Origin of the sequence: Streptomyces sp. NPDC093109, assembly GCF_040701725.1 — a bacterium.
GTDB lineage: Bacteria > Actinomycetota > Actinomycetes > Streptomycetales > Streptomycetaceae > Streptomyces.
The window spans coordinates 99612-124292 of the sequence record NZ_JBFBEZ010000024.1 but is presented as its reverse complement, the minus strand read 5'-3'; the positions used below and the strand labels follow the sequence as shown (position 1 = coordinate 124292).

The window sequence follows — 24681 nt, the reverse complement described above, 5'->3', positions numbered from 1 at the left end:
ACGAGGAGCCTCAGGCGGTGTGCCGGTCAGGGGGGTGGCAGCAGGTCAGCCGGTCTCCGCAGCGCACGTGAGCGACAGGGGCACCAGGTTGGACGTGCCCTGAAGAGGGGCGTTGAGCTCCACGCCGATCGCGCTCTCGAACGTGCCGGCCTTCGCCCACGTGGTCAGACTGACGCTGACCTGCTTGGTGAGGCTCCCGCCGTTGGGGAACGACAAGGTCCGCCACGCGTCGTCGGTGACCGAACCGTCCCTGGACACCCACCGGTAGGAGAACTGCGCCGGGAGCCGGTCCACCGTGAACGTCGCGGTGAAGGTGGGCGCCTGCCCAGCGGGGGGCGGACACTGCCCGGAATACACCGTCCGCGCACCGGTGACCTTCATCTGGACGCCTTCGGAGGCAGAGGCGCCCTGCCCACCCGCCCCACCGTCGTCGCCCTCGTCGCTCCCGCTACTCAGGAGGGCGTAGCCGGTCCCCGAGAGAACGAGAGCGCACACTGTCACGCCCGCCGCTATGAAGGCGGTGTTGCGCCGGTCGCGGCGTGGAGGAACCGGGGAAAGAGGGGGAGCCGGGGGCTGAGCGACGGTCGGTGGCGCAGAGGGAGCAGAGGGAGCAGAAGGAGCGGAGGGAGCAGAGGGAAGCGTGGCCGCTGGCTGGGTCTCGGTCTGGGTGAGAGGCGGCTGTGCCTGTGTGGTCGGCTGCGTCGTGAGCTGCGTTTCGGGCTCGGCCGCGGTGCCGGGTGAGTGAGGAGCCTGCTGGACGGTGGACGCATCGGGAGCGCCGCCGAGACCTCCGGCGCCTCCAGTACCTCCGGCACTTCCGGCACTTCCGGCACTTCCAGTATCTCCAGTACCTTCGGCACTGCTGGCGCCACCCTCGCTGACCAACCGCAGCTCGCGCGCGGCCTGTTCGGCACCGAGGCGTACGTCCGGATCCTTGAGCAGCAGTCCTTCGATGACGGGGGCGAGGGCACCGGCCCGGCGAGGGGGCGGCAATTCGGTGTCCACGATGGCCCGCAGGGTACTCAGCGGGGTGTTCTGGCGGAAGGGCGAGCTGCCCTCGACTGCCGCGTACAGCAGCACCCCGAGCGACCAGAGGTCCGAGGCGAACCCGAAGTCCTTGCCCAACGCACGTTCCGGGGAAAGGAATTCGGGCGATCCGACGACCTCGCCGGTCAAGGTGAGCGCGGTGCTGCCCTCGACCACGGCGATACCGAAATCGGTGAGTATCACCCGGCCGTCCGCGGCCATCAGTACGTTGGCCGGCTTGACGTCGCGGTGCAGCACGCCGGCCTCGTGGGCGGCGCGGAGCGCGGCGAGCACCTCACCACCGATGGACGCTGCGCGCCGCGCGGTGAGCGGGCCCTCGGCCTTGAGCAGATCGGCCAGCGACCTTCCCCGTACCAGCTCCATGACGATCCACGGTCGGCCCTCCTCCATGGCCACGTCATAGACGGTCACCACATTCCCGTGCGACACCCGGGCCGCGGCCCACGCCTCACGCTCCAGCCGCGTATACATCCGCTCGACGGCAGCGGCGGCCAGCCCAACAGGCGCCCGGACCTCCTTGACGGCGACCTCGCGGTGCAACACCTTGTCGCGGGCGCGCCACACGGTGCCCATGCCGCCTTCACCGAGGGCCGACACCAGGGTGTAGCGCCCGGCGATCACACGCGGTTGGCCCGGCTCTTCGGACACGGTGTCCTCACTGGTCATCGGGGCGGTTCTTCCTTTCGTCGTGCGAGCCGCTCGTCGAAGCGCGGATGTCGCCCTTGGACCGTCAATACATCCGCCGGATCGCCGCGCTGTCTCTCCGCCCCGAGGCGGTACACCGACACCGGCGGCCCACGCCGCGAAGCGCGTCCCGTAGCACCCCGACAGTTCCCGTCAGTCCGACAACTTTCGAAGATGACGCGTCAACGCACCTGGCTGGACAGCGACTTGTGTGCAACGCAGCATCATATCCCCACGTCAAGGAACCTGTTGACCGCCGACCCGACGAGCAACAACGCCGATCACCAAGCGTGCCCGACGAACAGAGGGCCGGACTCGGTCGCCGTCTTCGCCGGCGGACCGTGTCCGTACGGAGAGAGCAGCGACGCGCCAGTCTCATACCCCGAGCTGGAACTGACGGGCCAGTGGCAAAGCCGTACCGCAAGCAGCGATCAACTACTGCCACAGAGCACTGGATTGCGTAGGTCTCAACCCGGACAGCTCCTCGCGTCCCTTCATGATGACGGCCAGCGTTGCTTGCGGATCCACCCCCGGAGGGAGCGGGGTGTCGGCGATCAGATCTCGGAGGGTGTAGGGGACGTCGAGCCAGTTCAGCAGGGCACGCCAGTGCTCCGCTTGGCCCCTGTTGAGACGTGGATCCCAGGGGTCGGACTCGTAAGGGGTGTCGTCCATGCCGAGCAGGCCCGCGCGACGCACCAAGCAGGGGTAGCACAGGCCGCAGTTGGCGAGGTCGGAACCGTGCGGACGGTGCTGTGGAGGGGTGCCGCAGGTGAGGGTGGCGGCGAGGTCGGCGGGTGTGAGGCCGGCATCGAGGGCGGAGTGGCAGACCTGCCGCTTGGTGAGGTGGGCCAGCGGGTTGTGGACGTGTACGACGGGGCCGTCGGCCACAGCGGCGATCAGCCGGTTCAGCAGGTGCAGTGTCCAGGGGTGGACGGAGCGCGTGGAGCACGCTCCGGCACGGGCAGGGGTCAGGGGCGGATTGATGGAGAGCTGGCCGTTCTCGGGGATGTGTGCGACGGGGGCGCCCTCGGCGGCTGCGGCGCGGACGGCGGTGGCTGCGTAGAGGAAGCCGCGGGACCGGGTGGAGCGCTCAGGGGCAGCCTGTCCCCTGTCTTGGACGCGTACGGTCTGGCTCAGCGTGATACGCCGGACCGGACGGGACCGACGCCGGTGGACGGCGGCATACGCGGACTCCTGAAGGTGCCCGAAGTTCTGTTCACCGAAGGTGATGAGCAGCAGCTCTTCGGATGTACGGAAAGTCGCTCGCCGAGCCGCCCAGCTCAGTGAGTCCAGGCCCCCGGAGAACAGGCACACCTCTGCGGCACGGGAGCCGCGGTCGAAGGTGAAAGGCACGTTGGTGGCCAGGCCGGGGCCGCGGAATTCCACCTCCCAGTGGTCACCGGTGAGGGTCCGCAGCAGAGAGGTGAGGAGCGGGCGGGCGGCCGGCCAGCGCTCGTACGCGGCGACCGGCACGGAGAGCCGCATGTGGCGGGTCCAGCGGTCGAAGGCGGCATCTCGGCGGGCGTGCTTGTCCGCGGCGAAGACCGCACGCCCGATCCGGTGCAGGTCGTCCGCCCAGGGAGGGGCAGAGCCCATGAGCGACTGCCATTGCGGGGCGCGGGGCTTCGCCTCCCAGTAGTTCCGGTCGCTCAGAGGCTGCCATCCGGGCGGCGGCTTCACCCCGGCGGACTCAAGCCAGAAGAAGGGGCGATGGGCGGTTGTCATGCGGATTCCCCCTCGGCACCTTCCTGGCGTTCCCGTACGTCACCGACGGCCAGGCCCAGCACCTTGCCCACGGTGCCGGGGACCAGACTCCTGGCGATCTCGGGCAGGGAACCGACCGGGTCCCCGATCGCCGACTCCGCGGACTTGGCCCTTTCCACGAGTTCGGCCGCCTCCTCGCAGGGATTCGGCACGAGTGAGAGGACCTTGCAGGCGGCCCAGTCGGCGATGTGATCACCAGGGTCGAGAACAGACAGGACCGGGGCAACGAGCTTGACCTTCTCGGCAATGATCGACCGCAGGAACTCGCTCACGATGTCCGCGAAGAACCACTGGTACAGCAGGCACAGCAGGTCCCCGGCGAGACCGCCTCCCGTGCCCTCCCCGCCTCCCGGTTCTTCGCTCCGCCGCTTCAGGAACCGCTCGGCAGAGTCCGTCGCGGCCCGTCGTATCGCCGCGTCGGTGATCGTGGCGCCGTTCCCACCCACTTCGTTGGTGAAACGGGTCAGAAAGCCGTCCGCGTCCTTCAGGCTGTCAAGGCCGTCGTCAGCCAGCGAGGCCATCGCGTCGGCGAGGCGGTAGCCGGCCTCGGTCGCGGCGTCGACGAGGCCGAAGGCGGACTGCTCCTGGCGCATGGTCCGGTGCAGCACATCCAGGTAGTCATCGAAGATCTCATCGAGCAGTCGCTCGGCCCGCGGACCTTCGCTGTCCCATAGGGAGAGCCGTCTGCTCGCGCGGCTCCAGTCGGCGGCAATGCCCGACCGGCCGCCCGGGCCCCGCCAACGCGTAGATGTGCCCATGCCAACCAACCCCTTCGGCTTGATGGCGTTTCCTTGCTATGGGAACAGGAAGGCAAGTGCACAGCCAGAACGCGACTCGGCCACTCCCGTGGCCGGTTCTCGGGACCCATCGACGTATTGCCCGGTGAGAGCAATGGCGGAGGATACGAGATTCGAACTCGTGAGGGGTTGCCCCCAACACGCTTTCCAAGTCTTCGCTTGGCCGTTCGGGAACAGTCGCGTGCGTCTGGACCTGCGGCGGAGCCGGCGGTTACAGGCTCGGTGAACTGTGGTGAACACCTGCGAATGAGACCGGAACTGAGACCAGGCGCTCGTTCACTTACCAGACACCGGGCCGTACCACTGCATAGCTTGACCGGTGATTGCGGCGACACATTCGAAGTCGTGGTCGCGGTGCAGGAGGGTCAGTCCCTGGAGTTCCGCTGTGGCGGCGACGACGAGGTCAACCGCTCCCGCACTACGGTGCTGACCGCGTTGGGTCAGCCGTTCCTGAACCTGCCAGGCGCGGTCGTAAGCGCGGTCATCGACGGGCGCCCAGCCGAACAGCAGTCGCATGTCCTCGATGCCGCGCGCACGGTCCGCGGCGGAGCGGGCGCTGTAGAAGAACTCCAGCTCGGTAACAGGGCAGGTCGCGATGAGCCCCGCTGTGGCGGCCTGATCCCATCCGTACTGTTCGGCGTCGTTGCGGAAGAACCGGGCGAGCGCACTGGTGTCGATCAGGAACTGTGCCGCGCTCACCGCCGGTAGTCCTTTTTGTCCTCGAAGGCGTTCAGATCGAACGCGCCCTCGCCAGCTGCGGCCCGCAGCCGAGTGAGAGCGAGAGCCCGTCGGCGGTTATCGAGCACCTCGCGTAGGGCAGTGTTGACCGTCTCCTTCTTGGTGCCTGTCCCCAGCGCCTGAGCCACGTCGGCCAGCAGTTCGTCGTCGAGATCGATCACTGTACGACTCATCGGTGACCTCCTGAGATATCAACTATGGCATTGAGTATATCGCAGGTGAGGTATCGCTGCGTGATGCCAGACCGAGGGCCCTGGCGGGGCAGTGACCGATCTATGTTGATGGGCTTCACAAGACGAGTCATAGGTTCGAGATGCGAGGGAGGTGATCGTGGCTGTTATGTAGGTTTATTCACCGATACATGGGACTGATCCATCGATGTCCTCCGTGCTGGATTGCATCGAGGGGTTGCTGTGCATCTATGAGCACTGCAATGCGCAGTTCCGGCACGGCGACGGCGGGCGCGGTGTGCTGATCGATACCGCACCCTGATCCGTCTTCACCGGTTCGCGCCCGAGGTCTGCCCCGCTTACCTTCTGGTCTACCTCTCGCTCTCTCGGACCACCGAGTGGATCAAGAGCCGCTCCGAGAAGACCACAGTCCCTTCAATCAGCAAAGCCGACCTCCAGGCGCTGCCGGTGCATCTGCCCGCATGGTCCGAGCAGAAGCGCATTGCCGGGGCACTCGGGGCGCTCGACGAGCAGATCGCCAGGCACTTGGAGGTCGCGCGGGCAGCCACCCAGGTGCACAAGGAGCTGGCTGAGCAACTGGTCGGGCTTGTCGCCCTCCAAGGCCCGACTGCGCCTTCCTCGGTCGACACCTTCCCCGAAAGGACCTCTCGATGAGTGGCCTGCCCCCCGCCGCGAGGTTCGCGTGGCTCCTCGTCGTCCTGCTGTTCTCTGTCGTCGTCGCGTTAGCGGCCTTCATCTTGAAGACGCGCACCGGGACACGAGCAGCCGACGCTGCCTTCGTGGCAGGCTCGGCGTTCGCAGGCAGCGTGATTCTCAGTCTTGGCCTGATCGCTGCGGCCATCGGCGTGTGACCACCAACGTCGAAGGCCCCCGCAGCGAGCTGCGGGGGCCTTCGACGTATTGCCCGGTGAGAGCAATGGCGGAGGATACGAGATTCGAACTCGTGAGGGGTTGCCCCCAACACGCTTTCCAAGCGTGCGCCCTAGGCCACTAGGCGAATCCTCCGCGGCAAACAATACAAGACGCTGGGGAGTGCTCGCGAACTCGTTCGCGGGGGTGGGGATCGGGTACTGTGTGCGGAGCCCCTCACGTGGCGCTATCTGACTGAACTCCCCCAGGGCCGGAAGGCAGCAAGGGTAGGTTGGCTCTGGCGGGTGCGTGGGGGGCGCTTGCGTTGGGGGTGGTCTTACGGGCGCGATGTCCGAGGGGGCCGATATCGTCGTAGGTGTGTCGTCCCTTGCGCTGTACCGCCGTTATCGCCCCGAGTCATTCGCCGAGGTCATCGGGCAGGAGCATGTCACTGACCCGCTGCAGCAGGCCCTGCGGAACAACCGGGTCAATCACGCGTACCTGTTCAGCGGGCCGCGCGGCTGCGGGAAGACGACCAGCGCGCGCATCCTGGCCCGCTGCCTGAACTGTGAGCAGGGGCCGACGCCGACGCCGTGCGGGACGTGTCAGTCCTGCCAGGACCTGGCGCGGAACGGGCCGGGGTCGATCGACGTCATCGAGATCGACGCCGCTTCGCACGGTGGCGTGGACGACGCGCGTGATCTGCGCGAGAAGGCGTTCTTCGGGCCGGCGAGCAGTCGTTACAAGATCTACATCATCGACGAGGCGCACATGGTCACCTCGGCGGGGTTCAACGCGCTGCTGAAGGTGGTCGAGGAGCCGCCGGAGCATCTGAAGTTCATCTTCGCGACGACCGAGCCCGAGAAGGTCATCGGCACGATCCGGTCGCGTACGCACCACTATCCGTTCCGGCTCGTCCCGCCAGGGACGCTGCGGGAGTACCTCGCCGAGGTGTGCGCGAAGGAGGGCACCGGCGTCGAGGACGGGGTGCTGCCGCTGGTCGTACGGGCCGGGGCGGGGTCCGTGCGTGACTCGATGTCCGTGATGGACCAGCTGCTCGCCAGTACGGCCGGTGACGGTGTGACGTACGCCATGGCGACGTCCCTGCTCGGTTATACGGACGGATCGCTGCTCGACGCCGTGGTGGACGCGTTCGCGGCGGGCGACGGGGCCGCGGCGTTCGACGTGGTGGACCAGGTCATCGAGGGCGGGAACGACCCACGGCGGTTCGTCGCCGACCTGCTGGAGCGGCTGCGCGACCTGGTCATCCTCGCCGCCGTACCGGACGCAGGGGAGAAGGGGCTGATCGACGCGCCCACCGACGTCGTCGAGCGGATGACCGCCCAGGCCTCGGTCTTCGGCGCGGCCGAGCTCAGCCGGGCGGCCGATCTCGTCAACACCGGGCTGACGGAGATGCGCGGCGCCACCTCGCCCCGGCTCCAGCTGGAGCTGATCTGCGCGCGCGTGCTGCTGCCCGCCGCCTTCGACGACGAACGCTCCGTCCAAGCGCGGCTCGACCGGCTGGAGCGGGGCGCGGCGGCAGCCGCCACGACCGCCGGGGCCGTGTTCTCCGGCGGTCCCGGGCCCGCGGGTGGAGTGGGGGCCGGGGTGGGGGCTGGGGGTGGTCATATGCCTGCGCCTGCGCCTGGGATCGCCATGGCTTACGTACCCGAGCCCGGAGCGCATGGGCCCGTACATGTGCCTGGGCCTGGGCCCGTGGCTGGGCCTGCGCATGAGCCCGTTGCTCCTTCCGCTCCTGCTCCTGCTCCTGCTCCCGCGCCTGCTGCCGTGCCCGCCGAGCCCCAGCGGCCCGGCGCCTGGCCCGGTGCCGTGGCGCCCGGCGAAGGGGCCCGCCGCCCCGGTGGCTGGCCGACCGCGGTGGCGCCCGGCCAGGGAGCCGCGCCCGCGCCCGTACCGGCGTCCGCTCCCGGTCCGGCCGCACCGGGCCCTGCCGCACCGGGCCCTGCCGCGCCCGCCTCGTCCCCCGCTCCCGCCGCCCCCGCCGCGGCCGGTCCCGCGATGACACAGGGCGCCGGGCAGGTGCGGCACATGTGGCCCGACATCCTGGAGGCCGTCAAGAACCGCAGGCGCTTCACCTGGATCCTGCTCAGCCAGAACGCGCAGGTCGCCGGGTTCGACGGCACGACGCTCCAGGTCGGCTTCATCAACGCCGGCGCCCGCGACAACTTCACGAGCAGCGGCAGCGAAGCGGTGCTCAAGCAGGCGCTCTCCGAGCAGTTCCAGGTGCAGTGGAAGATCGAGGCGATCGTCGACCCGTCGGGCGGCACCCCGCCGCCCGCCACCCCCGGCGGCCCCGGAAACGGCGGCCCCGGCGGTGGTGGGTACGGCGGGGGCGGGTACGGCGGCGGCAGCGGCGGATACGGGAACGGTGGTGGCGGTGGCGGTGGCGGAGGAGGCTACGGCGGCGCTCCCGCCGCTCCCGCTCCGAACGCCCCGAGCTACGCGTCGAACTCCGCTCCGGCCCCCGCCCAGGCCCGGACCGGCCCGGGTGGCGCCTCCGGAACCGGAGCTGGAGCCGGAGCCGGTTCGCGCCCGTCGTCCCCTCCCGCGGGCTCCGGCGGCCGGCCCGAGGGGCAGGGGCCCGGAGGCGGCGGCAGGGCGGACGCGACCGCCCCACCGCCGCACACCGTGGCCCCGGAGGACGACACCCCGGAGGAGGACGATCCGGATCTCGTCGACTCCGCGCTCTCCGGCCACGAACTGATCGTCCGCGAGCTGGGAGCCACGATTGTGGAGGAATATACGAACGAGTAGCCGGCGGCTTTTCGGCGTCCCGTACAAGGCGCGTCCAAGGCCCGTAGGCGGACCGCCCGCCCGTCCGGGCTAGGCTGCCTCCCGTGAAGGTCCTTGTCATCGGCGGCGGCGCCCGCGAACACGCCCTGTGCCGCTCTCTGTCCCTCGACCCCCAGGTCACCGCTCTGCACTGCGCCCCCGGCAACGCCGGGATCGCCGAGGTGGCCGAGCTGCACCCGGTGGACGCGCTGGACGGCGCGGCCGTGGCCCGGCTCGCCACCGAGCTGGAAGCCGGCCTCGTCATCGTCGGACCCGAGGCGCCGCTGGTGGCCGGGGTCGCCGACGCCGTACGGGACGTGGGCATCCCCTGCTTCGGCCCGTCCCGTGAGGCGGCCGAGCTGGAGGGCTCCAAGGCGTTCGCGAAGGACGTGATGGCCGGGGCGAACGTCCCGACGGCCCGCAGTTACGTCTGCACCACGCCCGAGCAGATCGACGACGCGCTCGACGCCTTCGGCCCGCCCTACGTCGTCAAGGACGACGGGCTCGCCGCCGGCAAGGGCGTCGTCGTGACCCCCGACCTCGCCGCCGCCCGCGCGCACGCCCTCGCCTGCGGCGGCCGTGTCGTCATCGAGGAGTTCCTCGACGGCCCCGAGGTCTCCCTCTTCGCCATCACCGACGGCGAGACCGTCCTCCCGCTCCAGCCCGCGCAGGACTTCAAGCGCGCGCTCGACAACGACGAGGGCCCCAACACCGGCGGCATGGGCGCGTACTCCCCGCTGCCCTGGGCGGACCCCAAGCTGGTCGACGAGGTCATGGAGACCGTCCTCCAGCCGACCGTCGACGAACTCCGGCGCCGCGGCACGCCCTTCTCCGGGCTGCTGTACGCGGGCCTCGCGATCACGAGCCGGGGCGTACGGGTCATCGAGTTCAACGCGCGCTTCGGCGACCCCGAGACCCAGGTCGTCCTGGCCCGGCTGAAGACCCCGCTGGCCGGCGTCCTGCTGGCCGCCGCCGAGGGCGACCTCGCCGCGCTGCCGCCGCTGACCTGGCGCGACGACGCCGCGGTCACGGTCGTCATCGCCTCGTACAACTACCCGGACACCCCGCGTACCGGCGACCCGATCGAGGGTCTCGACGAGGTCGCCGCACAGGATGGACCCGACGCGTACGTCCTGCACGCCGGCACCCGCCTGGACGGCGCCGCCGAAGGCGGTGGCGCTGACGATGGTGCTGACGGCGGCGGTACGGTCCTGAGCGCGGGCGGGCGCGTGCTGTCCGTGACGGCGACCGGCGAGGACCTCACGCAGGCCCGCGAACGCGCCTACACCGCGCTCGGCCGCATCCGGCTGGCCGGCTCCCAGCACCGTACGGACATCGCCCTGGCGGCGGCGGAAGCGGCGGAGGCCGCCGGGGTCTGACGGCACATGCGCACTGCATGGCACTGGGCCGGGCGTTGATCGCCCGGCCCAGTGCCATGTCCGGTTCCGGGTGGACCATCCGGGCCCGCCGCGTCAGCAGCTTTGACCAGAGCCATTCCATCGAGTGACGGTTGGGCCATCCGGATGACGGGTCTCCGGGGCCCAACTAGGGTGCGGCGCAAGCGTTCCGGCACTTGGCCCACCGGCATTGCGATGTCAGTGGTGGGTGCCACAGTGGGGGAGTGAGCAACACAGCCGCACGGCGGAGGGGGTGAGGTCCACATGTCCGGTTCCAGCTCTGGTTCCAGTACGGGTTCCAGTATGGGTTCCAGCTCCAGCACCGGTTTCGGCTCGGGCGTCGGCCCGGATTCCGGCTCGGGCACGGGCCCCGGTCCCGGCATGGGCGACGGGCTGGGGGCCCGGGGCGCCCGCGTCCGGGCTCTCGCCGTGCTGCGCGTACGGAGCAGGGCGCTGGCCGTGGCCCTGCTGCCCGCCGCTGTCGCCGTCGTGCTCCTGGCCGGGGGCGTCACCGGCCATCTCCGGGGCGCGGGCTGGGACGCGGCGCGCTGGGGGGTGACGGCCCTCGCGGTGGTCGTGCTGCTGCTGGCGGCTGCCGTGGCCGCCGTGGTGACCCGCGCCAAGCCCGCCCTCAGCCCGACCGTTCCTGTGGTGGAGAAGTCCGCGCCGGATCTCTACCGGCTGGTGCGCGACCTCGCGGACCGGCTCGATGTGCCCGCGCCCTCCGCGATAGCCCTGACGCCGGACTGCGACAGCTGGCTGGAGGACCGCACCCACCCGGCGCACGCCCAGGACGATGGGCAGAGTCAGAGCCAGGGCCAGAGCCAGGGCATTGGGCGACGTGGCCGGCCCCTGGGCTCGGGCCGCCGGATGCCGGGGCCCGGCGCCGCCGCGACCGCGCCCGTCCTCGTGATCGGGTCGCCCTTTCTGTGGTGGATGCGCGTCGCGGAACTGCGCGCCGTGCTCGCCCCGGTCGTGGCCGGTACGGGGGCCGCCGCGCACCCGGACATAGCCGCGGCCCGCCGCTTTGTCCGCGGGCTCGACGCGGCGGTCGCCGTCGCGGCCCGCCCCGGGCAGCGGTGGATACGGGCCGCCGCGCTCGGCGTGATCGGCCGGGTGGCCCGCGTCATACTGCGCGCGTGCGGTGAGCACGCCGCGCTGATGGAGCGCGGGGTGGCGGCGGCCGCGTCCGAGCGCGCGCAGACGGTGGACTACGGCCTGCGGATCGTCGCGCAGGAGCAGGTGGGCCTGGCGTTCGCGGGCTGGGACCGGCTGCTCACGCGGGTCGCGCTGCCCGCCTGGCGGATGGGGCGCTGGCCCGCCCGGCTGGACGCCGGGGTGGTCTCCGCCCTCACCGAGCTGTCCCGCCGCGACCGCCTCGCCGAGGGCTTCGCCACCCGGCTCGGCGAGCGCCCCGCCTGCGATCTGCTCGAAGAGCCCGGAGCGGTCGACGAGGCGGCCTCCCTGCTGGCCGCCCGGCTTTTCCACGGCGGTCCGGCCGACGCGGGCCCCGACTGGTCCCCGGTGGACTGGCAGCAGTATCCGGAGGAGGTCGTGGACCGCAAGTGGCGTACGGAAGCGGCCCGGCTGCACCGCGTCCTGGACGGCATGGGGGTACGACGAGGAGCGGGCCCCGGCGCCGCCGCCGACCCTAACGGGCACCCCGACCCCGACCCCGGTCCCGACCCCGGGCCGAACCTGGCCCGTGTCCTGGACCACCTCGCCGGACCCGGCGGTGGCGTCGACGGCACCGGCGCCGGCAGTGGTGGGGGTGGCGGTGGTGGTGGCGCCGGTGAGATCGGCGAGATCGGTGACGCGCTGGCCGCCGGGATCAGCGCCGAGCTGGCCCGCGAGGCGGCGGCGGCCCCGCAGCCCCCGGCGGAGGCGACGGGCGACGCCCGCGCGCTCTGGGGCGGCGACCCGCTGCCTCTCTTCCCGCTCCAGCCGCCCCGCACCGGCCGCGAGCTGCTCGCGGACCACGTCACGGCCATGGTCTGCTGCTCCGCCGTGGACACGGCGGGCGCCGCGCCCGGCCTCGACTGGCTCGACGGCCCCGCGCTCCTGGTCGACGGCGAACGCCGCGCCGAGCTGAGCGGCCGGGTCCTCAGCCTGGTCGAGGACGGCGACGCCGAACCGCTCCGCGCCTGGCTCACCACGCTGGGCGTCCGCCCGGAGAAGCCCGTACGCCTGGTCTGACCACCCCCGGTCGCCCGCGGCCTCGGCCCTCGGTCGGCTCCTGTCGGGCCCGGCTGCCTCGCCAGGGCAGCTCGTTCGCCTGCACCAACCGCACTCCGGCCGTGCTCCCGAGCCACACCTCGGCCGGACGCCGGCCGGACGCCGGCCGGACGCCGACCAGCGCGCCGGGTCCGGCGAGGTGCCCCGGGCCGCGTCCCGCCGCCCGTACCGGCAGCAAACCCGGCCACCGGCCATCCGTACCTGGCCGCACCCCGGCCAACCGGGGCGGCCCGGGAACAGCCAGGTGGCAGGGAGCAGCCCGCCGCCGGGCCGCCGCGAGGTGCCCCCGCCGGGCCCCGCCCGGCCACCCCCGCCCGGCCCCCGCCGCCGAGTTGGGCGGGCAGGCCGTCCCGGTGGGGACCGTCCGGCCGTGCCCCGCCCGGCCCCCGCCAGGACCGCCCCGCCGTGTGAGTCCCGCCACACCCCACCCCTCCTCCCGCGCCTCCTCGCCAGTCCCCGCCGCCCGGTATGACGCCCGGCATCCGGATCGCGTGTCTTCCGTTTACTTCAATTCGCGACGAACGGTGACCGATCGCGCGCGTTGTGTGATGTGCTGGAGTTCGGCGCCGGGATCAGGGCGCGTCGGCGGGCGGCCAAACGGTCGTATCAGCGGCGCGTCGGCGCGTGAATCGACCGTTGCATCAATGGCCGTGCCACCCGAGGGCGCGGGGGCTCGGAGGAGGGGCGCACATGGGGGCGGACCAGATCCGGCGGTGGGAGTCGGGCGCACTCGCCCACGCGGTGAGCGATCCCTTCGGGCAGGGGCCGCTGCCCTGGCTGCGCGGCAACGAGAACTACTTCGACGACACCGGCCATCTCGTGCCCTGGTACGCCGACCCCTACCACCTTGGCACCGGTCACGGCGGTACCGGTCACGGCGTCACCGGCACCGGCATCAGCACCGGCATCAGCAGCGTCAGCGGCACCGGCGGTGGTCTCCGTAACGCCGACGACGTGCGCCGGCAGATCAAGGGCTTCTCCTCCACAGGCGCCGCCGCCCCCGGCGAGGCCATCGACTTCCACATCACCGTCGACCCGCCCCAGCAGTTCTCCGTCGACATCTACCGGATCGGCCACTACGGCGGCGAGGGCGCACGCAAGATCAGCACCGGCCCCCGGATCTCCGGCATCGTGCAGCCCCCGCCGCTCACCGCCGACCGTACGGTCTCGTGCCACAACTGGTGGCAGTCCTGGCGGCTCCAGATCCCCGAGCACTGGGCGCTCGGCGCCCATGTCGCCGTCCTCACCACCGCCGACGGCTACCGCTCCCACGTCCCCTTCACCATCCGCGACAGCCGCCCCGCCGATCTGCTCCTCCTGCTCCCCGACATCACCTGGCAGGCGTACAACCTCTACCCCGAGGACGGCCACACCGGCGCCAGCCTCTACCACGCCTGGGACGACGAGGGCCGGCTCCTCGGCGAGCAGGACGCCGCGTCGACCGTCTCCTTCGATCGCCCCTACGCGGGCGCGGGGCTGCCCCTCCACGTCGGCCACGCCTACGACTTCATCCGCTGGGCCGAGCGGTACGGCTACGACCTCGCCTACGCCGACGCCCGCGATCTGCACGCCGGCCGCGTCGACCCCACCCGCTACCGGGGCCTGATCTTCCCCGGCCACGACGAGTACTGGTCCGTTCCCATGCGCCGTACGGTCGAGCAGGCGCGCGACCACGGCACCTCCCTCGTCTTCCTCTCCGCCAACACCATGTACTGGCAAGTGGAGTTGGGCCCCTCGGCCTCCGGCGTCCCCGACCGGCTCCTCACCTGCCGCAAGCGCCGCCCCCCGCCCCGGGCACCCCGCGGCGCGCCCCGGGCACCCCGCGCCCGCAGCGGTACGTACGGCAGCAGCAGCCGCCCCGCCCTCTGGCGCGAGGTCGACCGGCCCGAGCAGCATCTCCTCGGCATCCAGTACGCGGGCCGCGTCCCCGAGCCCCGCCCGATGGTCGTACGGAACGTCGGCCACTGGCTCTGGGAGGCCACCGGCGCCGCCGAGGGCGACGAGATCGAGGGGCTGGTCGCCGGGGAGGCGGACCGTTACTTCCCGCGTACGGCGCTGCCCGAGCACCAGGACCGCATCCTCCTCGCCCACTCCCCGTACCGCGACGGCGAGGGCGTACGGCGCCACCAGGAGACCTCCCTCTACCGCGCCCCCTCCGGCGCGCTCGTCTTCGCGTCCGGCACCTTCGCCTGGTCCCCGGCGCTGGACCGCCCCGGCCATGTGGACGCCCGGATCCAGCGCGCCACCGCCAACCTCCTCGACCGGATCTGCAAACGCGACTGACCGGCCAGCACCGGCCAGCACCGGCCCCCACTGGCGCCCCCTGGCGACCGGTACTTCCGGCATACGGGAGAATCAACGCGATCTCTCAGATCGGACAGAACCACGGGGAGGAACCGTGTCCGGATTCGTAGAAAAGCCCGAGCCCCTTCAGGTGCCGGGTCTGGTGCACATCCACACCGGCAAGGTGCGCGATCTGTACCGCGACGAGGCGGGCGACCTCGTGATGGTCGCCAGCGACCGCATGTCCGCGTACGACTGGGTGCTGCCCAGCGAAATCCCCGACAAGGGCCGGGTCCTCACCCAGCTCTCGCTCTGGTGGTTCGACCAGCTCACCGACCTCGTACCGAACCACGTCATCTCCACCGAAGTCCCCGCCGGCGCCCCCGCCGACTGGGCGGGCCGTACGCTCGTCTGCCGCTCGCTCCGGATGGTCCCGGTCGAGTGCGTCGCCCGCGGCTACCTCACGGGCTCGGGGCTCGTGGAGTACGAGAAGTCCCGCACCGTCTGCGGGCTCGCGCTCCCCGAGGGCCTCACGGACGGCTCCGAGCTGCCAGGACCGATCTTCACCCCCGCCACCAAGGCGGCCGTCGGCGAGCACGACGAGAACGTGTCGTACGAGGAAGTGGCCCGCCAGGTCGGCGCGGAGGAGGCAGCACTGCTGCGCCGGACGACCCTCGACGTGTACGCCAGGGCCCGCGACATCGCCCGCGAGCGCGGGATCATCCTCGCCGACACGAAGTTCGAGTTCGGCTTCGACCGCGATGCGGACGGCACCGACCGGCTGGTGATCGCCGACGAGGTGCTGACGCCCGACTCCTCGCGCTTCTGGCCCGCCGCCACCTGGGAGCCCGGCCACGCGCAGCCGTCGTACGACAAGCAGTTCGTACGCGACTGGCTGACCTCCCCTGCCTCCGGCTGGGACCGCCGCAGCGAGCAGCCGCCGCCCGCGCTGCCGCAGGAGATCGTGGACGCGACGCGCGCGAAGTACGTGGAGGCGTACGAACTCCTCACCGGCACCACCTGGCGGTAACGCACATCGCACGACGAAGAAGCCCCCGGTCTTCCGACCGGGGGCTTCTTGCTCTGAGCGGACGACCAGGTTCGAACTGGCGACCTCAACCTTGGCAAGGTTGCGCTCTACCAACTGAGCTACGTCCGCGCTGCGCCGTGGCGCGAGGCCAACTATACCCAACCCCGCCGCTGCGCGAGACGCACCGCCGTATGCCGGTTCTCGGCCCCCAGCTTGGCGGCGGCGGACGACAGGTAGTTCCGTACGGTCCCCTGCGACAGCGACGCGCGCTCCGCGATCTCCGCGATCGGCGCGCCGTCCGCCGCCAGCTCCAGCACCTCGGCCTCGCGCGCGGTGAGCGGCGAGTCCCCGGCGGAGATCGCGTCGGCCGCCAACTCGGGGTCGATGAAACGGCTTCCGGCGTGCACGGTACGGATGATCTCCGCGAGCCGCCGCGCGGAGACCGTCTTGGGCACGAAGCCCCGCACGCCCGCCGCCAGCGCCCGCTTCAGATGGCCTGGCCGGCCGTGGCTCGTCACGATCATCGTCCGGCAGCCGGGCAGTTCGTTACGGAGCGATGTGGCGACTTTCACACCATCGGCGCCCGGCATCTGGAGATCGAGTACGGCTACGTCCGGCCGATGCGCCAGGGCCATCGCGAGGGCCTCGGGTCCTGAGGCCGCCTCTGCGACGACGAGCAGATCGTCTTCGAGCGCGAGCAGCGCGGCGAGCGCGCCCCGGATCAGATGCTCGTCGTCGGCGAGCAGGACCCGAACGGGTGGTGTGGTCATGGCGTCATCTCGTCGTGGAGCGCGGATACGGAGGGGGAGATGGAAGGGGAGACGGAGGGGGACAGAAGAGGCGCGGCCCCGGACCCGGACGCGGACCCGGACGCCGGCCCCGGGGCCGACGAGGCGACCGGCCCCGGCAGCGGCACCCGTACCGGCAGCGGCACCCGTACCGTCAGCCGGAAGCAGCCGTCCGCCACGGCCCCCGCCTCCAGCGTCCCGTCCAGCGCCGCCAGCCGCTCCCGCAGCCCGGCGAGACCGGAGCCGTGGCGGGCCGACTCTCCTTCTGCGGGGTCCGGCACGCCGTCGTTCTCCACGGTCAGTACCGCCTCGGCACCGCCCTCCGGCGCGTGCCCCAGGACCGACAGCCGTACGGTGCACCGCCGCGCGTCCCCGTGCCGCAGCACGTTCGTCGTCGCCTCGCGCACCACCCAGCCCAGGGCCGACTGCACCTCGGCGGGGAGCGCGGCGCCGGTCTCCTCCTCCTCGATCCGGCAGTCGATGTCGGCCGCCGCCAGCACGCTCCTGGCGCCGTCCAGCTCCGTGTGCAGGTTCGCCTCGCGGTAGCCGCGTACGACGTCCCGTACCTCCCGCTGGGACTCGCGGGCGATCCGCTGCACCTCGGTCATCTGCGCGATCGCCTCCGGCCTGCCGCGCTCGGCGAGCTGGACCGCCAGCTCGCTCTTCAGCGCGATCACCGCGAGGTTGCGGCCCATGACGTCGTGCATGTCGCGGCCGAAGCGCAGCCGCTCCTCGGCGACCGCGAGCCGGGTCTGTGTCTCGCGCGCCGCGTCGAGCTGCCAGACGACGGAGACCAGCCAGGCCGAGAAGAGATACGCGCAGGTGAACAGGGAGCCCATGGCGGTGACCCCGGCGGCGCAGAGCAGGGCCACACCCCAGCCCTTCCCGGCCAGCAGGGCCACGGCCACCGTCCCGCCGGCGGTGCCGAGCACGGCGCGCACCCCGTGCCGCGAGGTGCGCAGCCCCAGCGCGACGGAGCCCAGACCGAAGCCGGAGACGGCCATCAGCAGCACACCGAAGTCCTCGTCACGTACGAGGGTCCCGCGCAGCGCCAGCAGGGTGGCGAGCCCGGCGGCGGAGTAGCCGGCCACGGTCAGCAGCATCCGTACGGGCCGCTCGGCCCGGCCGAGCCGCCAGTCCAGCGCCCGGTTCGACAGCTGTACGCAGAGCCAGGCGTGGACGACGACCATCAGGAACAGCGCCGCCTTCACCGACCGCGGGTCGAGGGGCAGCAGGGTGCCGATGTTCATACCGACCTCGGCGCCGCCCAGGGCGGAGAACGTCCAGCGGGTGTAGACATGGACCTTCGCCGTGTTGGTCTTCGGCACCTTGGCCATGGCCAGCCGGCTCCTGCGCCGCCACCAGTCCGTCAGTCCGGACATCTCACTCCTCTCGTGGGCCGTTTGCGTCCGGGTACGGGGAACGGCTACCGCCGAGGCTCCCAGCGGAACCACTTCCGTACAGCAAACAGGGAGAGCCCGATCCAGACCAGGGCCGTCAGGCCCCCGCGCAGTACGTCGCCGCTGTCGATCCCGCCCAGCCAGCCCGCCCTGATCAGGGTCATCACCCCGGTCATCGGCAGCAGCTCGCAGACCCTGGCGAGGTTGTCGGGGAAGACGTCCAGCGGGACGAAGAGGCCCGAGCCCATCACCGAGAGCAGGAACAGCGGCATGGTGGTGAGCTGCGCGCTCTCCACGGTACGGGTGACCGCCGAGGTCGCCGCCGCCAGCGTGGCGAGCAGGACCAGCCCGGCCAGCAGCCCGACGAGCAGCAGCAGCGGCTGCCGGGGCGCGCGGACGTCGAGGAGCACGACCCCGCCCGCGATCATGACCACGGACTGTACGAAGGCGAGCCCGACCGCCGGCAGCGCGGTGCCGGCGAGGATCTCGTGGTCGGCGGCCTCGACCGTACGGAGCCGCTTGAGGACGAGGTCCTCGCGCCGGGAGGTGTACGCGGCGGTGAGGTTGGCGTAGACGGCCATGACCAGCACCATGCCGATGCTGCCGACCATCGCCACCTCGATGCCGCTGAGCCCGGTGCCGGCGAGGTCGACCTGCTGGATCGACGCCTTGATGGCGGCGATCATCGCGACGGGCACGACCAGCGCGGCGAAGAGCGCGGTCCTGTTCCTGATGAGCAGCGTGTACTCGGCCCGCCCGAGCGCCTTGAGGCGTCCGACCGGGGTGGTGGTCCCGCCGGTGGTACCGCCGGTTGTCCCGCCGGTGGTACCGCCGGTTGTCCTGGTGGTGTGTGTCGGCGTCGTACTCATCGGGCACCTACCGTCTTCTGGTCGCGGACCGTCTCTTCGCCCTGCGCCGCGATGTCCAGGAACGCCTCTTCGAGCGTGGCCGCCCGCGCGTCCAGCGCCTCCAGCCGTACGTTCGACTCCTCGGCCCAGCGCAGGAGTTCACCCAGGTCGTGCTGGATCCGCCGGGTCCGGATCTCGACGCGCCGGCCGTCAGCCGCCGCCTCCAGCGACAGCGGCAGCCGGCCGGCGGGGACCTCCTCGGGCAGGGTGAAGCGGATGCGTCCCGGCCGTGCCGCCGTCACCTCGGCCGGGGTCCCCGTGACCACGATCCGGCCCTGGTGCATGATCGCGAGCCGGTCGGCCAGCGACTCGGCCTCCTCCAGATAGTGCGTGGTCAGCAGCACCGTGGTCCCCTCGTTCCGTAGTTCGCGCACCAACTCCCAGGTGTCGCGCCGCCCTTCGGCGTCCAGCCCGGTCGACGGCTCGTCGAGGAAGAGCACCTCGGGCCGGCCGAGGAGCGCGAGCGCCAGGTCGAGGCGCCGCCGCTCGCCGCCGGAGAGCTGCTTGACCCGTACGTCGGCCCGCTTGGCGAGCCCGACCAGGGCCAGCGCCTCGTCGGTCGGCCGGGCGCCGCTGGTGCACCCCGCGCACATCCGTACCGTCTCGGCGACCGTCAGGTCGGACGGGAAGCCGCCCTCCTGGAGCATCACGCCGACCCGGGGCCGTACGGCGGCCCGCTCGGTGTACGGGTCGTGGCCCAGCACCCGCACCGTGCCGCCGTCGGGCCGGGCGAGGCCCTCCAGCAGCTCCATGGTGGAGGTTTTGCCCGCGCCGTTCGTGCCGAGGAGCGCGAACAGCTCGCCGCGCGCCACGGAGAAGGAGATGCCGTCGACCGCCGTATAGCCACCCGCGTAGGTACGTCGCAGGTCAGCGACGTCGAGGACGTGTCCGCCCGTTGGTGCCGTTCCGCCCGTTGATTCCGTCATGCCCTCAGCTTCCCGCCGGTCGGGGCCGCCGGGCAGTGCGGGCTGTCACGGCTCCCGATGACAAATGTCATCGACGGCGACGGAGATGGGGCGGGGCCAGGGGCAGGGAGGCGCACACGAAGAAGCCCCCGGTCGCAAAGACCGGGGGCTTCTCACACTGAGCGGACGACCAGGTTCGAACTGGCGACCTCAACCTTGGCAAGGTTGCGCTCTACCAACTGAGCTACGTCCGCATTGCACCGGGCGACCGGTGCGGCCACCACTCTACCTGATCCACCGGGCCGGAATGACCACGGCGATCGACCATCAAGACGATCGGAGGAAGAGCGATGTAGAGCGGGTGACAGGAATTGCACACTGCGCCTCCCCCTTGGAAAGGGGGCGTTCTACTACTGAACTACACCCGCACGCTGCCGGGGTTCCGGCTTTTCGGCCTAGCCCCTCGGCGTGATCCAAACTCTAGCGGATCCAGGGGGGTGCTTGGCAACTCGGTGCGTGTGGCACCCCCCGGGGCTCCGCGCCGCTCAACTCGCCGCGTGGAACGCCTCGTAGACCCTCTTGGGAATCCGCCCCCTGGCCGGCACCTCCAGCTTGTGCGCCTGGGCCCAGGCGCGGACCGCCGCCGCGTCGGGGGCGAGGGCGGTGTGCCGGTAGGTGATGCGGGTTTTGCCGTTCTTGCTGGCATTTGTCTGCTTACGGCCGGCCGCCATGAAGGGCGCCAGGGCCTTGCGCAGTTTCTTCGCGTTGGAGGGATTGAGGTCGATCTCGTACGACTTCCCGTCCAGGCCGAAGATGACCGTTTCCGACGCCTCTCCGCCCTCGATGTCGTCGGAGAGCGTGACCACTACGCGCTGCGCCACGGATGTCGGTCCTTTCCTGGTACCGCACTGGCGGCGTGCGGGATACCGGCCTTCCGGCTGTTATGGGGCAATACTGTTTTCCGCTGTATTCCTTTGTACAGCGGTGGACCGCATATTGTGAAGCCCAGTCAATTGCGCCAGCGTGTCACGCGGCAATGGGGTGCGCGAATTTTTTCCTGGATTTTCCCTGGTGTGCGCCGGAAGATATCTACTCGCGTAGATTTTCCGGGCGGGTACGCTGAGGTACCTCGGGGGGTCTGGGGGATTCCCCGATCGCAGCAGCGAGAACCAGCCGCACCACACCACCGGGAGTGCCAGTGGCACGCGTCGTAGTCGACGTCATGCTCAAGCCGGAGATCCTCGACCCGCAGGGCCAGGCCGTGCAGCGCGCGCTGCCTCGCCTGGGCTTCGAGGGCATCGCCGACGTCCGTCAGGGAAAGCGCTTCGAGCTGGAGGTGGCGGAGCCGGTCGACGAGGCCGCTCTCGCCCGTATCCATGAGATGGCCGAAACTTTTCTCGCCAACACCGTGATCGAAGACTTCGTGATCAAGGTCGAGGAGTCGAAGACCGAGGAGTCCAAGGCCGAGGAGTTCCAGGCCGAGGAGTCGAAGTGACCTCTCGTATCGGAGTCGTCACCTTCCCCGGCACACTCGATGATCAGGACAGTCTGCGGGCGGTTCGCATCGCCGGCGCCGAGCCTGTATCGCTGTGGCACCGCGACAAGGACCTCAAGCAGGTCGACGCGGTGGTCCTGGCCGGTGGTTTCAGTTATGGGGATTATCTGCGGGCCGGCGCCATCTCGCGCTTCTCGCCGGTGATGGAAACGATCATCGAGCAGGCGAAGGCCGGTCTGCCGGTCCTCGGCATCTGCAACGGTTTCCAGATCCTCACCGAGTCGCATCTCCTGCCCGGCGCGATGCTGCGGAACAACCATCTGCACTTCGTCTGCCGCGATCAGAAACTCCGGGTGGAGACGGCGGACACCGCCTGGACGGCCGATTACTCGGCGGGCCAGGAAATCTCCGTCCCCCTCAAGAACATCGACGGCCGGTACGTGGCCGACGAGCGCACGCTCGACGAGCTGGAGGCCGAGGGCCGGGTCGCCTTCCGTTATCTGGACGGCAACCCCAACGGCTCGCTGCGCGACATCGCCGGTGTCACCAACGCGGCCGGCAATGTCGTCGGCCTGATGCCGCACCCCGAACACGCCGTGGAGCCGCTGATCGGTACGGGCCGTACCGACGGCCTCGGATTCTTCACCTCGATCCTGAAGAAGCTGGTAAGCGCCTCATGACCATCAAGAACCTCGACACGGTCAAGCACGCGGCCGGTACCCCGGACACCGACCAGCCCTGGAAGGAACTCGGCCTCAAGGAGGACGAGTACGCGCGGATCCGCGAGATCCTGGGCCGCCGTCCCACCGGCGCCGAGCTGGCGATGTACTCGGTCATGTGGTCCGAGCACTGCTCGTACAAGAGCAGCAAGGTGCATCTGAAGCAGTTCGGCGAGAAGGTCCCGGCCAACGACGCCATGCTCGTCGGCATCGGCGAGAACGCGGGCGTCGTGGACGTCGGCCAGGGGTACGCGGTCACCTTCAAGGTCGAGTCGCACAACCACCCCTCGTACATCGAGCCCTACCAGGGCGCGGCCACCGGCGTCGGCGGCATCGTCCGCGACATCCTCGCGATGGGCGCCCGCCCGGTCGCAGTCGTGGACCCGCTGCGCTTCGGCGCGGCCGACCACCCCGACACCAAGCGCGTCCTGCCGGGCGTCGTCGCGGGCGTCGGCGGCTACGGCAACTGCCTGGGCCTGCCGAACATCGGCGGCGAGGTCGTCTTCGACCCCTGCTACCAGGGCAACCCGCTGGTCAACGCCGGCTGTATCGGCGTCATGCGGCACGAGGACATCCACCTCGCGCAGGCGTCGGGCCCCGGCAACAAGGTGATCCTGTACGGCGCCCGCACGGGCGGCGACGGCATCGGCGGCGTCTCCGTGCTGGCGAGCGAGACCTTCGAGTCGACGGGCCCGGCCAAGCGGCCCGCCGTCCAGGTCGGTGACCCGTTCCAGGAGAAGCTCCTCATCGAGTGCACCCTGGAGATCTTCGCCGAGAAGCTTGTCGCGGGCATCCAGGACCTCGGTGGCGCGGGCCTCTCCTGCGCGACGAGCGAGCTGGCGTCCGCCGGTTCTGGCGGCATGCGGGTCGAGCTGGAGACCGTACCGCTGCGGGACGCGACCCTCTCGCCCGAGGAAATCCTCATGAGCGAGTCGCAGGAACGCATGTGCGCGGTCGTCGAGCCGCAGCACGTCGAGCGCTTCATGGAGATCTGCGAGAAGTGGGACGTCATCGCCACCGTCATCGGTGAGGTGACCGAGGGCGAGCGGCTGGAGATCTTCTGGCACGGCGAGCAGATCGTGGACGTACCGCCGCGTTCGGTGGCGCACGACGGCCCGGTGTACGAGCGGCCCTACGCCCGCCCGGAGTGGCAGGACGCGCTCCAGGCGGACGACGCGGGCAAGCTGCCGCGCCCGGCGACGGCGGCCGAGCTGCGTGAGCAGGTGCTGGCGCTGGTCTCGTCGCCGAACCAGGCGTCGAAGGCGTGGATCACCGACCAGTACGACCGGTTCGTACAGGGCAACACGGTGCTCGCGCAGCCCGAGGACGCGGGCATGGTCCGCATCGACGAGAACACCAACCTCGGCGTGGCCATGGCGACGGACGGCAACGGCCGGTTCGCCAAGCTCGACCCGTACACGGGCGCGCAGCTCGCGCTGGCCGAGTCCTACCGTAATGTCGCCGCCTCCGGCGCCACGCCGCTCGCCATCTCGAACTGCCTGAACTTCGGCTCGCCCGAAGACCCTGCGGTCATGTGGCAGTTCGCCGAGGCGACGCGCGGACTGGCCGACGGCTGCCTCCAGTTGGGCACCCCGGTCACCGGCGGCAACGTCTCCCTGTACAACCAGACGGGCGAGACGGCGATCCACCCGACGCCGGTCGTGGCCGTGCTTGGCGTGATCGACGACGTCACCCGTCGTACGCCGATCGCCTTCGCGGAAGAGGGCCAGCTCCTCTACCTGCTGGGCGACACGCGCGAGGAGTTCGGCGGCTCGGCCTGGTCGCAGGTCGTCCACGACCACCTCGGCGGGCTGCCGCCGGCCGTGGACCTCGACCGGGAGAAGCTGCTCGGCGAGATCCTGATCTCGGCCTCCCGCGACGGCATGATCGACGCGGCGCACGACCTGAGCGACGGCGGTCTGATCCAGGCGGTGACGGAGTCCTGCCTGCGCGGCGGACACGGCGCCCGCCTGGTCGTCCCGGACGGGCTCGACGCGTTCACCTTCCTGCTGAGCGAGTCGGCGGGCCGCGCGATCGTCTCCGTACCGCGCAGCGAGGAGCTCCGCTTCACGGACATGTGCGGCGCACGCGGACTGCCGGCGACGCGGGTTGGCGTGGTGGACGGCGACGAGGTCGAGGTGCAGGGCGAGTTCTCGATCCCGCTGACCGAACTGAAGGAAGCCCACGAGGGAACGATCCCGGCGCTGCTGGCGTAGCGGGTGTAGCGGGTGTGGGTGTGAACGCGCGGGTGTGGATGTGACCACGCGGGTGTGAGGGCGCGGGTCCCCGGAGGTTCGGGGGCCCGCGCTTTTGCGTTGTGTTGGGGGGCGTTGTTGGTTGTCGCCGTTGTGGGGTGCGTGCGGGTCAGGGCGGTGTTGAGTGGTGTGGGTGGGTGGCGGAGGTTGTTGGGAAAGGGGCCGCCCCTCCTGCTGTGAGTGTCGCGACTCCGGAACAGGTGTAAAGGGCGCTCCTGCGTCGCGTCGGCTGCGCCGACTGCGCTGCGTTCCGCCCTTGACACCTGTCCCGGAGTCGCAAGTGCAGGTGCGGGAGGGGCGGCCGGGGGGTGAGGGGTTGCCCGAGGGGCCTGCTGTTTTGCCGCTCGGTTCAGGGTCCGGCGGGCGGGTGGGCCCTGCGGGGCTGCGCGGCAGTTGTATGGGG

Annotated in this window: 20 protein-coding genes, 4 tRNA genes and 1 other RNA gene; 11 read left to right on the top strand and 14 right to left on the bottom strand. The window is 71.0% G+C overall.

The genetic code is table 11. From position 1 onward, the window contains the following. Window positions 1-45: 45 nt before the first annotated feature. The 5 genes from AB0389_RS23225 to AB0389_RS23205 all read right to left on the bottom strand — a co-directional run bounded on the left by AB0389_RS23225 (window position 46) and on the right by AB0389_RS23205 (window position 5203). Entirely contained in the window at window positions 46-1713 is a 1668-nt protein-coding gene (locus tag AB0389_RS23225; RefSeq protein WP_366397362.1) for a serine/threonine-protein kinase, read from the bottom strand. A gap of 453 nt (window positions 1714-2166) precedes the next feature. Beyond that, complete coding sequence (locus AB0389_RS23220; protein ID WP_366397361.1) at window positions 2167-3456, bottom strand: 7-cyano-7-deazaguanine synthase; 1290 nt, start codon at window positions 3454-3456, stop codon at window positions 2167-2169. Beyond that, window positions 3453-4253, bottom strand: coding sequence for a hypothetical protein (locus tag AB0389_RS23215; RefSeq protein WP_366397360.1), 801 nt, complete (start codon window positions 4251-4253; stop codon window positions 3453-3455). Before AB0389_RS23215 ends, AB0389_RS23220 begins: the two co-directional genes overlap by 4 nt. Window positions 4254-4568: 315 nt before the next feature. After that, window positions 4569-4991, bottom strand: a complete 423-nt coding sequence (locus AB0389_RS23210) for a PIN domain nuclease (RefSeq protein ID WP_366397359.1) — start codon at window positions 4989-4991, stop codon at window positions 4569-4571. Continuing rightward, the gene (locus AB0389_RS23205) at window positions 4988-5203 is read right to left on the bottom strand and encodes a type II toxin-antitoxin system VapB family antitoxin (RefSeq protein WP_366397358.1); all 216 of its coding nucleotides are present in this window, start codon (window positions 5201-5203) and stop codon (window positions 4988-4990) included. The genes AB0389_RS23210 and AB0389_RS23205 overlap by 4 nt, the downstream gene beginning before the upstream one ends. A gap of 315 nt (window positions 5204-5518) precedes the next feature. Between AB0389_RS23205 and AB0389_RS23200 the strand changes: the two genes are divergently transcribed. After that, the gene (locus AB0389_RS23200) at window positions 5519-5875 is read left to right on the top strand and encodes a restriction endonuclease subunit S (RefSeq protein ID WP_366397381.1); all 357 of its coding nucleotides are present in this window, start codon (window positions 5519-5521) and stop codon (window positions 5873-5875) included. Then, complete coding sequence (locus AB0389_RS23195) at window positions 5872-6072, top strand: hypothetical protein (protein ID WP_366397357.1); 201 nt, start codon at window positions 5872-5874, stop codon at window positions 6070-6072. The genes AB0389_RS23200 and AB0389_RS23195 overlap by 4 nt, the downstream gene beginning before the upstream one ends. 66 nt (window positions 6073-6138) lie before the next feature. On the opposite strand, the gene AB0389_RS23190 is transcribed toward AB0389_RS23195, so the two are convergent. Continuing rightward, window positions 6139-6226 (bottom strand) — tRNA-Ser (locus AB0389_RS23190). A gap of 72 nt (window positions 6227-6298) precedes the next feature. Between AB0389_RS23190 and ffs the strand changes: the two genes are divergently transcribed. From ffs to AB0389_RS23160, 6 genes are all read left to right on the top strand, one after another. Continuing rightward, an RNA gene (gene ffs, locus AB0389_RS23185) (signal recognition particle sRNA small type) lies at window positions 6299-6397 on the top strand. 51 nt (window positions 6398-6448) lie between these two features. Beyond that, window positions 6449-8845, top strand: coding sequence for a DNA polymerase III subunit gamma and tau (locus tag AB0389_RS23180; protein ID WP_366397356.1), 2397 nt, complete (start codon window positions 6449-6451; stop codon window positions 8843-8845). Between the two features lie 83 nt (window positions 8846-8928). Further along, window positions 8929-10242, top strand: a complete 1314-nt coding sequence (gene purD / locus AB0389_RS23175; RefSeq protein ID WP_366397355.1) for a phosphoribosylamine--glycine ligase — start codon at window positions 8929-8931, stop codon at window positions 10240-10242. 399 nt (window positions 10243-10641) lie between these two features. Further along, on the top strand, window positions 10642-12456 hold the full coding sequence (locus tag AB0389_RS23170; RefSeq protein WP_366397380.1) for a hypothetical protein: 1815 nt from the start codon (window positions 10642-10644) through the stop codon (window positions 12454-12456). Window positions 12457-13185: 729 nt separating this feature from the next. Next, complete coding sequence (locus AB0389_RS23165; protein WP_366397354.1) at window positions 13186-14778, top strand: N,N-dimethylformamidase beta subunit family domain-containing protein; 1593 nt, start codon at window positions 13186-13188, stop codon at window positions 14776-14778. 115 nt (window positions 14779-14893) lie between these two features. Next, window positions 14894-15808: a phosphoribosylaminoimidazolesuccinocarboxamide synthase gene (locus AB0389_RS23160; protein ID WP_366397353.1), complete on the top strand. Its 915-nt coding sequence runs from the start codon at window positions 14894-14896 to the stop codon at window positions 15806-15808. Window positions 15809-15864: 56 nt separating this feature from the next. On the opposite strand, the gene AB0389_RS23155 is transcribed toward AB0389_RS23160, so the two are convergent. The 8 genes from AB0389_RS23155 to AB0389_RS23120 all read right to left on the bottom strand — a co-directional run bounded on the left by AB0389_RS23155 (window position 15865) and on the right by AB0389_RS23120 (window position 20690). Then, window positions 15865-15937 (bottom strand) — tRNA-Gly (locus AB0389_RS23155). Window positions 15938-15960: 23 nt separating this feature from the next. After that, window positions 15961-16578, bottom strand: a complete 618-nt coding sequence (locus tag AB0389_RS23150) for a response regulator transcription factor (protein ID WP_366397352.1) — start codon at window positions 16576-16578, stop codon at window positions 15961-15963. Then, window positions 16575-17978 (bottom strand): histidine kinase, encoded by a 1404-nt coding sequence (locus AB0389_RS23145; protein ID WP_366397351.1) that lies wholly within the window; start codon window positions 17976-17978, stop codon window positions 16575-16577. The genes AB0389_RS23150 and AB0389_RS23145 overlap by 4 nt, the downstream gene beginning before the upstream one ends. 44 nt (window positions 17979-18022) lie before the next feature. Further along, complete coding sequence (locus tag AB0389_RS23140) at window positions 18023-18865, bottom strand: ABC transporter permease (RefSeq protein ID WP_366397350.1); 843 nt, start codon at window positions 18863-18865, stop codon at window positions 18023-18025. Next, the gene (locus tag AB0389_RS23135; RefSeq protein ID WP_366397349.1) at window positions 18862-19830 is read right to left on the bottom strand and encodes an ABC transporter ATP-binding protein; all 969 of its coding nucleotides are present in this window, start codon (window positions 19828-19830) and stop codon (window positions 18862-18864) included. The genes AB0389_RS23140 and AB0389_RS23135 overlap by 4 nt, the downstream gene beginning before the upstream one ends. Window positions 19831-19990: 160 nt before the next feature. Beyond that, window positions 19991-20063: transfer RNA gene (locus tag AB0389_RS23130), tRNA-Gly, on the bottom strand. Window positions 20064-20165: 102 nt separating this feature from the next. After that, a tRNA-Gly gene (locus AB0389_RS23125) sits at window positions 20166-20237 on the bottom strand. Window positions 20238-20354: 117 nt separating this feature from the next. Continuing rightward, on the bottom strand, window positions 20355-20690 hold the full coding sequence (locus AB0389_RS23120) for an Lsr2 family protein (RefSeq protein ID WP_366397348.1): 336 nt from the start codon (window positions 20688-20690) through the stop codon (window positions 20355-20357). 317 nt (window positions 20691-21007) lie between these two features. Between AB0389_RS23120 and purS the strand changes: the two genes are divergently transcribed. From purS to purL, 3 genes are read left to right on the top strand one after another with little or no spacing between them, the layout of a single operon-like run. Beyond that, window positions 21008-21304, top strand: a complete 297-nt coding sequence (gene purS / locus AB0389_RS23115; RefSeq protein ID WP_366397347.1) for a phosphoribosylformylglycinamidine synthase subunit PurS — start codon at window positions 21008-21010, stop codon at window positions 21302-21304. Continuing rightward, on the top strand, window positions 21301-21984 hold the full coding sequence (purQ, locus tag AB0389_RS23110; RefSeq protein WP_366397346.1) for a phosphoribosylformylglycinamidine synthase subunit PurQ: 684 nt from the start codon (window positions 21301-21303) through the stop codon (window positions 21982-21984). Before purS ends, purQ begins: the two co-directional genes overlap by 4 nt. After that, window positions 21981-24239, top strand: coding sequence for a phosphoribosylformylglycinamidine synthase subunit PurL (gene purL, locus AB0389_RS23105; RefSeq protein ID WP_366397345.1), 2259 nt, complete (start codon window positions 21981-21983; stop codon window positions 24237-24239). The genes purQ and purL overlap by 4 nt, the downstream gene beginning before the upstream one ends. Window positions 24240-24681: the final 442 nt, after the last annotated feature.

Coding starts and splice junctions, on each gene's coding strand:
- AB0389_RS23145 (WP_366397351.1), bottom strand. CDS start 17,978: ATGTCCGGACTGACGGACTGGTGGCGGCGCAGGAGCCGGCTGGCCATG.
- AB0389_RS23140 (WP_366397350.1), bottom strand. CDS start 18,865: ATGAGTACGACGCCGACACACACCACCAGGACAACCGGCGGTACCACC.
- AB0389_RS23205 (WP_366397358.1), bottom strand. CDS start 5,203: ATGAGTCGTACAGTGATCGATCTCGACGACGAACTGCTGGCCGACGTG.
- AB0389_RS23195 (WP_366397357.1), top strand. CDS start 5,872: ATGAGTGGCCTGCCCCCCGCCGCGAGGTTCGCGTGGCTCCTCGTCGTC.
- AB0389_RS23150 (WP_366397352.1), bottom strand. CDS start 16,578: ATGACCACACCACCCGTTCGGGTCCTGCTCGCCGACGACGAGCATCTG.
- AB0389_RS23215 (WP_366397360.1), bottom strand. CDS start 4,253: ATGGGCACATCTACGCGTTGGCGGGGCCCGGGCGGCCGGTCGGGCATT.
- purL (WP_366397345.1), top strand. CDS start 21,981: ATGACCATCAAGAACCTCGACACGGTCAAGCACGCGGCCGGTACCCCG.
- AB0389_RS23220 (WP_366397361.1), bottom strand. CDS start 3,456: ATGACAACCGCCCATCGCCCCTTCTTCTGGCTTGAGTCCGCCGGGGTG.
- AB0389_RS23165 (WP_366397354.1), top strand. CDS start 13,186: ATGGGGGCGGACCAGATCCGGCGGTGGGAGTCGGGCGCACTCGCCCAC.
- AB0389_RS23170 (WP_366397380.1), top strand. CDS start 10,642: ATGGGCGACGGGCTGGGGGCCCGGGGCGCCCGCGTCCGGGCTCTCGCC.
- AB0389_RS23225 (WP_366397362.1), bottom strand. CDS start 1,713: ATGACCAGTGAGGACACCGTGTCCGAAGAGCCGGGCCAACCGCGTGTG.
- AB0389_RS23135 (WP_366397349.1), bottom strand. CDS start 19,830: ATGACGGAATCAACGGGCGGAACGGCACCAACGGGCGGACACGTCCTC.